Raw genomic sequence first — 12,764 nt, 5'->3', positions numbered from 1 at the left:
TTATGAATTAACCAATATCGTAAGGCGGCTGGAACCAACCTTTTGGTGATTTGGTGAACACTTCATATCCGTCTTCAGTAACCGCGAGCGTATGCTCAAACTGCATGGAAAGGGACTTATCACGAGTAACGGCAGTCCAATCATCCGCGAGGATTTTCGAATGCGGTTTTCCAGCATTGATCATCGGTTCAATTGTAAAGAACATACCGGGGCGAAGTTCTGGCCCGGTTCCTTTTTCCCCAAAATGCATTACGCTTGGTTCGTCATGGAAAACACGGCCAATGCCGTGACCGCAGAAATCACGAACGACAGAAAACCTGTTGGCTTCCGCGTGTGTTTGGATCGCATGACCAATATCGCCTAAGTGCGCGCCTGGCTTAACCGCCTCAATACCCTTCCAAAGCGCTTCAAATGTAACTTTGCATAAGCGCTGTGCCAGAATTTTCGGTTTTCCGACAAAGAACATCCGGCTTGTATCCCCGAACCAACCGTTCAGAATAACAGTCACATCAATATTGATCGTGTCACCGTCCCTAAGTTTTTTTGGGCCCGGAATACCATGACAAATCACATGGTTGATCGACGTGCAGATTGATTTTGGGAAACCTTTATAGTTAAGGGGCGCGGGTGTCGCGCCGTGATCGAGAATGAAATCATGACAGAGTTGATCCAGAAATTCTGTTGTTACACCAATCTGAACATGCGGCGTGATATAATCGAGGACTTCTGCGGCTAACTTGCCTGCTGCCCGCATACCCTCATAGGCTTCTGGTCCGTGCAGTTTAATCGCACCAGAGCGCGTTTCAGGGACATTCACGGCATCAACATAATTCATAATCTATTCCAACCTATAGCACACTTGCGCCGACAAAAGGTGATGGTATCAAAAGATAATCACTTCAAAAACTAATCAAAAGGGGCGCTGTCGCTTTAATCTCATTCGGCGTTAGTTTACAATGATAACATAAAACTTCAACGCCGTGCGCAATCGCTTTTCTTAATGTTTCGGCGTATGTCTTATCGATATCTTCTGCAATAGTAAAGCTTTCGCAGTCTGCGCGCTGCACCAGATACACCATCACCGCGCGGTGGCCCTCATCAACCATATCCATCAATTCTTCAAGGTGTTTGGCACCGCGCGCTGTAACTGCATCAGGAAATTGGGCCTCACTCCCTACTTTTAGCGTCACGTTTTTCACTTCCACGTAACACAGGTTTTCGCCTTCAAGCAAAATATCGATCCGGCTGTTTTTACCGTATTTTACTTCGCGGCGAAGTTCACTGTAACCTTGCAATTCCTTGATAGTTCCATCAAGGATTGCTTCTTCGACAATATGGTTCGGCCTGCTCGTGTTAATGCCAACAAGCGAACCCTCGACCTCCACCATTTCCCAACGCCAATCTAGCTTTGCCTTAGGGTTTGTGTTTGGTGACAAATACACTCTACTGCCCTCATCCTTAAGTCCCATCATAGAGCCAGAGTTCGCACAGTGAGCGGTAACAAGTTCTCCGTTTTCCAATTCAACATCTGCGAGGAACCGTTTGTAGCGTTTAATCAATTTACCTTCGGTGAGTGTGTTTTCAAATTTCATCATTCTTCCTTATGGTGCATACGCTCAAACACTGGATAACAAAAAACCCGGTGAAAGCCACCGGGTTTTATTATCAATATTTAGTTCGTTTAAACCAGATGTACAGAATGCGCGCCATCAACCGGAAGCGCAACACCGGTTACGAACGTGCTACCATCACCCGCCAGCATCAGAAGCGGAGCATCAAGTTCTGCAAGATTACCTTCACGGCGTGCAGGCGTTCGTTTGAGCATTTTTTGCCCGATTTCGCTCTCTAAAAACTGATCATTGATTTCTGTTTTAAAATAGCCCGGGCAAATCGCATTAACGCGAATATTAAAGCGCTGTAACTCTATCGCGAGTGCGCGTGTCATCTGCACAACACCAGCCTTGCTTGTGGCGTAAGTAAGCTGTTGCGGCCCTACACCAAGACCGAGGATCGAAGCCGTATTAATGATAGAACCACCAACACCCGCCTTGATCATACGTTTTGCCGCCGTTTGGCCAACGCGCCACATACCTTTCAGGTTGGTATTCATGGTGATATCCCAATCTTCCTCGCTGTCTTCTAGCGCCCAGTTTGGTCGTGCGATACCAGCGTTATTACAAACCACCGTCGGGGTACCAAGCTCAGCCTCGGCTTTATCAAAGGCTGCGGTGACACTATCGCCGTCGCTCACATCCATTGAAACAGCAAGTGTTTTACGGCCAGTTGCCTCGGCGATTTTATCCGCGTTTGCCTGGATACGGTCTGCGCGGCGAGCCCCCAGAACAACATCCGCGCCCGCACGTGCAAGCGTTTCAGCAAAACGGGCACCAATTCCAGAGGACGCACCAGCAACAAGGGCAACTTTGCCTTCTAGCCCAAAAATTGAATTTAAATGATCAGTCATAATCTCACTTCCTTCTTTATGCGTTCTCACGGTCATAATCGGCAAACGACTTACCAGCCTTCGCTAGCGTCTCAATCAACGGTGCTGGTTCCCACCAACGCGGCCCCTGCTGATCCCGCAGTGCGCAAATCTTCTCATAGACCTTATCGACGCCAAGATAGTCAGCATAGTGCATCGGCCCACCACGATACGAAGGGTAACCATAACCATTGCAGTAGACAATATCGATATCGCTAGCACGGTAAGCCATGCCTTCGCCCAAAATTTTCGCGCCTTCATTAATCAGAGCAAGCATCGAGCGTTCAAGAATTTCTTCTTCTGATATCTCGCGGCGCGTTACACCCGCCTTTGTTGCTTCTTCTTCGATTAGTTTTTCAATTTCAGGATCTGGCTTTGGAACCCGTGATCCTTCGTCATAGGCGTAAACTCCTGCACCTGTTTTCAGGCCCTTACGGCCCATTTCGACAATGCGGTCCATCCAGTCAAAAGCAGCGGTTTCATAGTTTTCACGTCCCATGCTCTGACGGTTCATATAACCAATATCAAGACCAGCCATATCGGACACAGCCATTGGCCCCATGGGCATACCAAAATCTAGCAATACTTTATCGACTGCGGCAGGGCTTGAGCCCTCAACGACAGCCAAGGCTGCCTCCCGGAAATACGGCGAGAGCATCCTGTTCCCGATAAAGCCGTGACAAACTCCAGCGACCACACCAACCTTGCGAATTTTCTTCGCCAAATCCACACAGGTTGCTAATACGCTATCATCCGTTTTGGCACCGCGCACGATCTCCAGAAGGCGCATAACATTGGCAGGAGAGAAAAAGTGCAAGCCAAGAACTGATCCTGGGCGTTTGGTAAAGGACGCAATTTCATCAATATCAAGATACGATGTATTAGACGCAAGGATTGCCCCTTCCTTTGCAACCTCATCTAACTTCTCAAAAACAATCTTTTTAATTTCCATTTTTTCGAAAACGGCTTCGATAATCAGATCACAATCGCTGAGGTCGTCGTAGGACAGCGTACCAGACAGCAGCCCCATACGCTCTTCAACCTGCGCTTCTGTAAGACGACCCTTTTTCATTGTGTTTTCATAATTCTTTCGAACAACACCAAGGCCGCGGTCAAGCGCCGCTTGTTCGACTTCAAGAATAGTTGTTGGGATACCAGCATTTGCAAAGTTCATGGCGATGCCACCACCCATTGTGCCCGCACCAATGATACCAACCTTTTGGATTGGAAGTCTCGGTGTTTCTTTTGTGATACCTGGGATGCGGCTGATTTGACGCTCTGCAAAGAACATATGCTGAAGCGCACGCGCCTGCGGATTAGATTGGCATTCGATAAAGAGTTCGCGCTCACGCTTTAAGCCAGCGCGGAAATCTAGATTTACCGAAGCCTCTACACATTGGATGCAGCGCTCAGGCGCAAAATATCCCTTGGTCTTACGGGCAACGGATTTTCTAAAAGCCGCAAAAAACGCCTCATCATATTTGCCTTTATCAAGCTCGATATCACCTGTACGGCGCACACCATTGGCACCAAGCCCAGCAGCATACTCAAGCGCGGCTTCAAGCAGGGTATCCTCGACCACCTTATCAACTACACCCCACGCACTTGCTTCCTTCATGCCCACATGTCGGCCACTCAGGATTGCATCGAGTGAATTTTCCACACCTGCCAAACGTGGTAGCCGCTGCGTGCCACCAGCCCCCGGTAAAATCCCTAACTTCACTTCAGGAAGGCCAATTTTTGAACTGGAAAGTGCGATCCGATGATGACAGGAGAGCGCGACCTCAAGCCCGCCACCGAGCGCAGTACCGTGGATTGCGGCGACAACTGGCTTGTCGGATGCTTCAATCATATCCACCACATCAGGTAGCCCCGGTTCCTGCATAGGCTTGCCGAACTCCTTGATATCTGCACCGGCCATAAACGTACGGCCTTCGCATACTATGACAGCCGCTTTTACGCTATCATTGGTACGAATCGCTTCTATACTGTTTGCCAATCCTTCACGGACACTATGTGAAAGTGCGTTAACTGGCGGATTATTTACGCTTATGACCGCAATATTGCCTTTGATTTCCATTGATACAGCTGTCATGGGAACTCCTCTCATTTCATAACTTGGTCGACACTCTAATGAAAATCATTAAATAATCAAGCATGCTCTGGTAGAGGTTATAAAACCCTTACGTTATAATCAGGAGGATTCGAACTTATGCTTGAAGAAAATTTAAAATGGGTCTAATAATTAATTGTCGCAAGACGGCCTCCGTAGATAACCCCCAATCGTTTATGTAGGTCGTTTTGCGGCATCCTTCCTTTCCTCACAATTTATTGACTACAACTTTTCTTGAACAGCCCTGTTTTTAGAGACATCGCCTTGTATTAAATGTTTGCTTGTTGCATTGTGCACCTCGAAATTCGATTTCGGGAGGGTCACAATGAAATCACTCACTCTTTTAAAGATAAGTTCTGCACTTATCTCGGCGTCTTTTGTTGGCGCTGTATCAGTTCATGGGCAAGAAACTGATGCAACGATCAAGGCATATGCTGCGGGCTACAAAGCTGCTTTCACATGTAGTGCCACATTCAATGCAGGGAAAACGCTCAGCCAGATCAAAGATCATGAACTAACGGGTATTTATCCGCTTGTTGCTGATGAGGTAAATGCGCTCCCGAATGCAAAAATTGACCAAGTCAACAAACGTGTTAGCGTTAAATATTCTGATACGATGCCACCTCGCATCGCACAGTGGCGGGAGCACCTGGGCTGCGTGCAATTACCTGTGGGCGCCACAACCGAGAGTGCCGTTAAACACCTGCCTGTAATTGATGTTATTGCGCCCGAGAGGAATGATAGCGCGCCTTGGAAGGCTTTAAATCCAACAAACACATCAAGCGGCAATGCAAAACTTGATGCTGTTGTAAAAGCTGCTTTCAAAGGCGAAACATTCAATACCAATTACGGTGAAAATGCATTCACCACCGCAGTCTTAATTGCAACCCCAGATCAGATCATCACCGAACAGTATATCGCCGGCTATACCCACAAGACATCACAGCGGACATGGTCCGTTGCGAAAAGTATTGCCGCAACGGTGATTGGTGCCGCGGTTGAACAGAATATGATCAATGTAAAAGCGCCAGCCCCTATTCCAGAGTGGCAAAGCGCTGGCGACCCACGTGGAAACATCACGCTTGAAAACCTTTTACAAATGGGGTCTGGGCTTGATAGCAACCGCGCTGGCAACCGCACCGATCGCTTGTATATTGGCGGTGGTCGTGTGCAGGATACTTCAAGCCGTACAGCGGTGGAAGCAACGCCTGGAACACGCTGGAAATATGCAAATAATGATACACTTTTAGCAGTACGGGCTCTGCGCGGCGCCATGAATAACGATCAGAAATTTCTGGAGTTTCCATTCAAGTCAGTTCTGCATAAAATTGGCATGATGGACACCAAACTGGAGACCGATTGGGGCGGCGATTTCATTCTCTCGAGCCAAGTATGGACCACTTCACGCGACATGGCGCGCCTTGGCATTCTTTATTTGAATAATGGCGTTTGGAACGGCGAACGCATATTGCCTGAAAACTGGACAGAGTATGTCAGTGCCCCCGCGCCTGCGCAGCCCCTTAATGAAAACACACCGGGGTACGGGGCGCAGTTTTGGCTCTATAACGAACGGTTCCCCGAGTTACCGAATGATGCATTTGCCGCACGCGGAAACCGCGGTCAGCATATTATGATTATTCCGAGCAAGAACCTTGTTATTGTCCGTAGAGGATATGACCCAGCGAAACCCGGCGGTTTCCAGCTTCATACTTTCACCAAGGACGTTTTGGACGCGCTTGAGAAATAATTACGATGCAGAGATCATTCATTATCATTGATGACTTTCTAAAGGACCCTGACCAGCTGAGGGACATTGCTCTGGGCGCTGAATATTCAGATTTTCACCCCGATGCAATGTACCCCGGGCGAAACAGCGTTCACCCACAAATCATCAATGGCTACACAGATGCCATATCAAAGATTGTCAATGAACCATTGGTTCCGATGGAATATCAAGGGACTTCCAATGGCAAGTTTAGATCGACACAAGCGGGCCAATATGGTGCCGCCAGAGTTCATGTTGATAATTGTCATTGGACTGCTATTTTATTTCTCTCAAAACCGGAACATTGTGAGGGGGGAACCAATTTCTTTCGCCATATCCCAACAGGCACAGAAAAAGCGCCGCTGACCGCCAACGAGTTGGGAGCATACGGCGTACAGAATTTCAATGAACTTTGGGACGATTTAATTGACGCCCATACAAATGATGCAAGCAAATGGGAACAAACTTTTTCAATTCCCATGAAATATAACCGCCTGGTACTTTTACGCCCATGGTACTGGCATGATGCGGGGGACGGATTTGGCGATTGTTTGGAAAACAGTCGCCTGATCTATATGGGTTTTTTCAACAATCCAAACGGAATACCAACATAACCTGAAATCAGGTTTAACATGAACATAAGAGGGAGGGGTCTATGTTTCATAACCTCATACAAAACAGTTTAAAGGTTGGCTTCACGCTTATTATAGGCATGGGAGTTTTAGCGGGCTCTGCTGATGCACAAATCAAGCAAAGCAAAAATGACCGCGAAGACAAATTCAGACAGTTAGACGAAAGCTGGCCAACACCAAACGAGCAACGCCTAGCATCAGGTGCGCCGGGCCCGCAATATTGGCAACAGCGCGCTGATTACGATATCAAGGTAACCCTTGACGATGACAAACAGCGTATCACGGGTTCGGAGAAAATCAGCTACACCAATAATTCTCCGCATGACCTTTCATACATCTGGGTTCGCCTTGATCAGAACAGGTTTAAAAAGCACTCTGATGATTACCTGACGATCCCTGCGAACAATACCGAGCGCCTTTCTTTTGGTGCGATACGCCATGAATATTACCGTCAGAATTTTGATGGTGGGTACGAGATTTTCAGCGTCACCGACGCAGGCGGTAAAAAATTACCGTTCTCGGTTGTGAAAACCATGATGCGCATTGACCTTGATAAACCGATCAAGCCAGGTAAGGAATTCACATTCAATATCGAATGGGCCTACAATATTATCGAAAGTAAACAAGTTCCGATCAAACGCTCTGGCTTTGATTATTTCGAGAAAGATGGCAACTATATCTATAACCTTGGTCAGTGGTACCCACGTGTTGCTGCCTATACGGATAATGGCGCATGGGATAACCGCACCTTCTTTGGCCTCGGTGAATTCCTGTTAGAATTTGGTGATTTCAATATGGAAATCACAGTACCATCCGACCATGTGGTTGCCGCAACTGGAGAGCTTCAGAATGCCCGTGAGGTATTAACAAGCGAACAACGCAGCCGCCTCGCGGAAGCTAAAAAATCGGATAAGCCTGTTTTCATTATCACCCGTGATGAAGCAATTGAAAACCAATCGACCAAAGCAAGCGACACCAAAACATGGAAATTCCGTGCTGAAAATGTCCGTGATGTCGCTTTCTCATCCTCCCGCAAGTTTGTGTGGGACGCACAAGGCTACAAACAGGAAAGCGATGGACGCACCATTATGGCGATGTCCTTCTATCCAGAAGAAGGCATGCCGCTTTGGGACACATATTCAACAGAAGCCATCGTTCACACGCTTGAAGTATATTCTAAATATACTTTCCCGTATCCATATCCAACAGCGCAGTCTGTAAACTCAGCGACGAGTGGGATGGAATATCCGATGATTTCCTTTAACCCGCCACGCCCAACCGAGGGTGACGACGGCAAGCGTACTTATTCACGCGCAACAAAATACGGCCTGATCGGCGTAATCATACACGAGGTTGGCCACAATTATTTCCCAATGATCGTGAACACACCGGAGCGCGATTGGTTCTGGATGGATGAAGGTTTTAACACCTTCCTTCAAAGCCTTGCCCACCGTGAATGGGAAGAAGGCTGGCCCGGTAACATGGGTGCACCTGCGCAGATCGTACCGTTTATGATCAGCAAAAATCAGGTTCCTGTGATGACAGACCCGGAATCGCTCATTCAATTTGGTGCCAACGCCTATAGAAAGCCGGCAACCGCCTTTAACATTCTGCGGGAAACAGTAATGGGCCGCGAGGATTTCGATAATGCGTTCAGAACCTATGCAGAGCGCTGGAAATTCAAACGCCCGTTCCCTGCTGATTTCTTCCGCTCTATGGAGGATGTATCGGGCCACGACCTTGATTGGTTCTGGCGTGGTTGGTTCTACACCACGGACCATGTCGATATTTCAATTGACAGGGTGACATGGGGCACAATCGACACTAAAAACCCGGATATTGAGAAGCCACGCCAGCGCGCGAGAGCAAAAGCGAAGCATGACCAAACGCTTGTTGTCGAGCGTCATAAGGATGTTCGTCGCCGCGTGCTAGAGCGCCCTGAGCTTCAGGATTTCTACAACAATAATGATCAATATACGGTATTAGACAGTGATCGCACTGCATACCAGCGTATGATCGACGGTTTGGAGCCATGGGAAAAAGAATTGTTGGACAACAAAGACAATTTCTATTTCGTTGAAATGTCCAATATCGGAGGCCTCGTTATGCCTGTGATCCTTCAGATCGAGTATGTTGACGGCTCTAATGAGGTGAAACGCTTCCCTGCTGAACTTTGGCGCCGTAACCCTGATAAGGTCACGCGCCTGATTACAACAGACAAAGAAATTAAGTCAATCACACTTGATCCTTTCTTTGAAACAGCAGACGCCAATGAAGAAAATAACTATTGGCCGCGCCGTCCTGTGCAAACACGTGTGGAGCTGTTTAAGCGCCGCCGCGGACAAAGCCTGATGGAACGTGCTGGTGAAGGCACTAGCTATTAAACCCATGCTCTATCAAACACAAAAAAGCCGGGATTTTTCCCGGCTTTTTTAATGGCATAATTCAAGGTTAAAGATACAGATAGATTAAAACGGTTGCTATGCCCGCAACAAACCCTCCACCGCCTGCAAGGCACAGGAAAAGGCCAAAGTCCTTTACTTTAACAGGCTGCATAGCCACGGGGTCATAAGCAGGAATTATCGATAGTTCCTTTTGATCAACTTCAAAAACAGCACACAATCCCATAACAGTTTCATTGGATGCTGTTCCAAGTTTTTCAACACGCTGAATAGTCCGCAAGCTAACATCACAAGCATCTGCAAGGTGTTGCTGCGTCCAACCCTTTGACATACGCATCGAGCGTACAATGGATGCATTCACCTCCATCACTTAACCCAAAGCGTAAGATAGACCGATGAATGCACCAGCCATGCCGCACGCGAAACCAAGAGCAGCCATCCCAATCGCTAACCACTTATTCCCCTTACGAGTGTTAAGCGCAACACACTCATTGCCAATTAACTGGTCTCCTTTAATAAGCAAACATTCGACGGAACCACGCATCGCACCATTGACAATAAAAATCATTTGGTAACTATTACCCTCATAGTCAAACCTGTGCTTACTATTGAACCCCAAACTTCTGAATTTGGATACCTGTTCACCATTTACATAAACTGTTTCCATACCAGTCCATGCGGAGCATCTGGCTACAATTTCATCATCGCCGTCACGAAAATAATAATAGTACCCTTCCTTATAATTTACATATGAATGCTGCTGGCTCATCGTGAAGTCATTCCCTACTGTTTTTGCTGTCATGTCTCGGTCCTCTATTTATCATATTTGAACATGCAAATCTTGTTTGTCCATCAAACATGGTTCACAGAGAGCGATTTGTCTGCGCAAACGATATGACAGTCGCCTAATCTGTCATATGACAGTCATTGTGTCATATTGAAAATATCCTTAATTATTATTGACTTACAGCCTATGACACATTCGCGGTGGACGAATAGAAACACCCGGATATTGTTCAACCAATTCAGCAAACCGATCAAGACTAGCTTGATATGCAAGCGCCGCGTTATTCAGTTTTTCATAACTAGACTGATCAATCTCGCTGCGGTCATAAAACGGTTTCAATTGCTTTGTCATTTTTACTATGAAAGGAATATCATAGGCGCGGCGTACCAAAAATGCGGCTGCTTTATCCACTTTCTTGTCATGCCCTGCAATCGAAGGCCAACCGATAAGCGGCAATTGCTCCTTTAACCATTCGGTATTATCGTAATCATACTCGCATTGGGTTCCAATAATGATTTCCTGTAGGAAATACCATGCACCATCAGACACTTTTTCATTAAATCCGTAGGAAAAGAGAATATCATTTTGTTCTTCGGTCTGAGTGCTCAGCGCCCCCCGATAAACCAATTCTCTTTCCAAGCCGTCAACTTCAACTTTTGCCGCAGCTTTATCAGCGCATTTTTTAATATCTTCATCCAATGTTTTAAGGGCGGTTTGAATGATCGACATTTCTGATCTGTATGTTTCAAAACCTTCAACCGACTTCAAATAATTGATATGATGATTCAGTAAGAATGATTGCCTTGCGTCAAAACAATATTCAGGCATCGCTGGCAATATTACACCCTTTATTCCACTGAGCTTTTCTGCTTCAGTTTCATTCGCCCACTTACGAAGGGTGTTAAAGGTTTCATCGCGGTTTTTTACATCAGAAAACCACATTTCACCGATTTCGGTGGAAACCGCCGAAATTTCACCAGATTTGACTTTCTCAATGAAGTCAGAAGCCGCAAAGGTAGCGGTATCATTCTCTATATCCCCAGTGACTTCCAGACCCCGGATAACATTTATATCCCCGCTAACATCTCTATCCCAAACAGCACCCGCTCCTCCAAAAGCCAAAGAACACAATAATACACAACCAAAAACATTCCCCAATCTCAATATCATCACACCACTCCACCAACTAAAGTTGCATTGATGGTATCATATGGTTTATTTTTGTAAATTGTTATATTATATCAATCATGCATGATACGGTATAGTTGTGGCAGCAATGAACAATCAAAGGATTTTAAAATGACGCGCGATGAATTTGATCATTTTTGTTCTGGTTTAAAGGCAACCACCAACGTCATTCAATGGGGTAATTCGTCAGTCTGGAAGGTTGGCGGTAAGATTTTCGCGATTGCCAGTGTTTGGGGTGACGGTAACCACAGTAAAATCAATTTCAAATGCAGTGACCTTAGTTACCAGATATTATGCGAATTAGAAGGTATCATCCCCGCCCCCTACCTCGCGCGGGCGAAGTGGGTGCAAGTTGAAGACGATACCATACTCGATGACGATACGCTCAAGAGCTACATCACCGAAGCCCATGAAATTATAGCAGCCAAGTTAACCAAAAAGCTGCAAAAGGAATTGGGGTTACTATAATCCAAATACGGAATTTTATATGCCTAGAACCCCATGCCCAACCAATCCTTAATGGCAACAGCACGCGATCATAACTCTGTTATGATCAGGAAACTTTATTAATAATAATTTGCATTTGCACAAAATCTTCGCTATGGCAACAGCAGTTGAACCAGAGTACGGAATGATCCAATGCCATTTGAAGAAAAAGCTGCGAACCAAACCCCACCAAAGCCCAAGAAGAAAAGTAAATATTACTATTTTCTTCCCGCAAACTGGCAGCGTCAGAACACGATTGCCTGGATTAAAAAGGTTCATGCCTGGACTGGCCTTTGGGGCGCCTTGATTTTTATCATGCTGGGTGTCAGCGGTTTTTTCTTGAACCACAGAAGCGTGCTTAAAATCGACACTGGCGGTAATGTGGAAGTCGCGAATATTACCATGGTGGCCGAAAATGGCCCATTCAGTACACGCGAAGACTATGCTCGTTGGTTGGAAGGTGAATTTAATATTTCAAAGCTACCTTTACCCGAACGCAAGCGCGAACAAACTGTTTCCTTTAACGGAAAACCGGTTACCGAGGCCGAAGAATGGCGCGTAAGATACAATGGCCCAAATGCTTTTATAACAAGCACGTATACCCCAAGCACCAACCAGCTTACCTTATCAAAGCAGGATAAAAATTTCCTCGCCTTTATCAAAAACCTACATAAAGGCAGCGGCCTGACCGCCGCGTGGATTTTGTTTATTGATGCAATTGCGGGTGCCTTTTTATTCATGAGCATTACAGGCATTTTGCTTTGGTCAAAATTGCACGGTACGCGGTTGGTTGCTGGCTTGATCTTCTTCTCAAGCACAATACTTGCTATTCTGACAGCCCTGCCCGGTATTCTGTTTAGCGCACTCTAATCATCGATCAGCGGTTAAAGTGTTGCAGTAACGGTTTTG

12 protein-coding genes are annotated in these 12,764 nt (G+C 46.4%); 5 read left to right on the top strand and 7 right to left on the bottom strand.

What is annotated here, in order from left to right:
- Positions 1-7: 7 nt before the first annotated feature.
- The 4 genes from map to KFF44_RS06670 form a co-directional block, all read right to left on the bottom strand.
- Complete coding sequence (gene map / locus KFF44_RS06685; protein WP_255938341.1) at positions 8-835, bottom strand: type I methionyl aminopeptidase; 828 nt, start codon at positions 833-835, stop codon at positions 8-10.
- A 64-nt stretch (positions 836-899) separates the two neighbouring features.
- Positions 900-1,592 carry a DNA/RNA nuclease SfsA gene (gene sfsA / locus KFF44_RS06680; protein WP_370691145.1) on the bottom strand — a complete coding sequence of 231 codons (693 nt, stop codon included), beginning with the start codon at positions 1,590-1,592 and terminating at the stop codon, positions 900-902.
- Positions 1,593-1,681: 89 nt separating this feature from the next.
- Positions 1,682-2,464: an SDR family NAD(P)-dependent oxidoreductase gene (locus tag KFF44_RS06675; RefSeq protein WP_255938339.1), complete on the bottom strand. Its 783-nt coding sequence runs from the start codon at positions 2,462-2,464 to the stop codon at positions 1,682-1,684.
- A gap of 16 nt (positions 2,465-2,480) precedes the next feature.
- On the bottom strand, positions 2,481-4,577 hold the full coding sequence (locus KFF44_RS06670) for a 3-hydroxyacyl-CoA dehydrogenase NAD-binding domain-containing protein (protein ID WP_255938338.1): 2,097 nt from the start codon (positions 4,575-4,577) through the stop codon (positions 2,481-2,483).
- A gap of 343 nt (positions 4,578-4,920) precedes the next feature.
- Here KFF44_RS06670 and KFF44_RS06665 point away from each other — a divergent pair, with 343 nt between their 5' ends.
- The 3 genes from KFF44_RS06665 to KFF44_RS06655 are packed head-to-tail and all read left to right on the top strand — an operon-like array spanning position 4,921 to position 9,376.
- On the top strand, positions 4,921-6,342 hold the full coding sequence (locus tag KFF44_RS06665) for a serine hydrolase (protein WP_255938337.1): 1,422 nt from the start codon (positions 4,921-4,923) through the stop codon (positions 6,340-6,342).
- A 5-nt stretch (positions 6,343-6,347) separates the two neighbouring features.
- The gene (locus tag KFF44_RS06660) at positions 6,348-6,974 is read left to right on the top strand and encodes a DUF6445 family protein (protein WP_255938335.1); all 627 of its coding nucleotides are present in this window, start codon (positions 6,348-6,350) and stop codon (positions 6,972-6,974) included.
- A gap of 41 nt (positions 6,975-7,015) precedes the next feature.
- Positions 7,016-9,376, top strand: a complete 2,361-nt coding sequence (locus KFF44_RS06655; RefSeq protein ID WP_255938334.1) for a M1 family metallopeptidase — start codon at positions 7,016-7,018, stop codon at positions 9,374-9,376.
- Between the two features lie 67 nt (positions 9,377-9,443).
- Here KFF44_RS06655 and KFF44_RS06650 read toward each other — a convergent pair whose 3' ends face one another.
- The 3 genes from KFF44_RS06650 to KFF44_RS06640 all read right to left on the bottom strand — a co-directional run bounded on the left by KFF44_RS06650 (position 9,444) and on the right by KFF44_RS06640 (position 11,351).
- Positions 9,444-9,761, bottom strand: coding sequence for a helix-turn-helix domain-containing protein (locus tag KFF44_RS06650; RefSeq protein ID WP_255938332.1), 318 nt, complete (start codon positions 9,759-9,761; stop codon positions 9,444-9,446).
- A 3-nt stretch (positions 9,762-9,764) separates the two neighbouring features.
- Positions 9,765-10,196, bottom strand: coding sequence for a hypothetical protein (locus KFF44_RS06645; protein WP_255938331.1), 432 nt, complete (start codon positions 10,194-10,196; stop codon positions 9,765-9,767).
- A gap of 162 nt (positions 10,197-10,358) precedes the next feature.
- Entirely contained in the window at positions 10,359-11,351 is a 993-nt protein-coding gene (locus KFF44_RS06640) for a hypothetical protein (protein WP_255938330.1), read from the bottom strand.
- A gap of 129 nt (positions 11,352-11,480) precedes the next feature.
- On the opposite strand from KFF44_RS06640, the gene KFF44_RS06635 reads away from it, so the two are divergent.
- Both KFF44_RS06635 and KFF44_RS06630 read left to right on the top strand, forming a co-directional pair.
- The gene (locus KFF44_RS06635; RefSeq protein WP_255938328.1) at positions 11,481-11,837 is read left to right on the top strand and encodes an MmcQ/YjbR family DNA-binding protein; all 357 of its coding nucleotides are present in this window, start codon (positions 11,481-11,483) and stop codon (positions 11,835-11,837) included.
- 171 nt (positions 11,838-12,008) lie between these two features.
- Complete coding sequence (locus KFF44_RS06630; RefSeq protein ID WP_255938326.1) at positions 12,009-12,725, top strand: PepSY-associated TM helix domain-containing protein; 717 nt, start codon at positions 12,009-12,011, stop codon at positions 12,723-12,725.
- The last annotated feature ends 39 nt before the right edge of the window (positions 12,726-12,764 follow it).

Origin of the sequence: Kordiimonas sp. SCSIO 12610 (genome assembly GCF_024398015.1) — a bacterium.
Taxonomy (GTDB): domain Bacteria; phylum Pseudomonadota; class Alphaproteobacteria; order Sphingomonadales; family Kordiimonadaceae; genus CANLMI01.
This window is presented reverse-complemented; position numbering and strand designations above follow the sequence as displayed.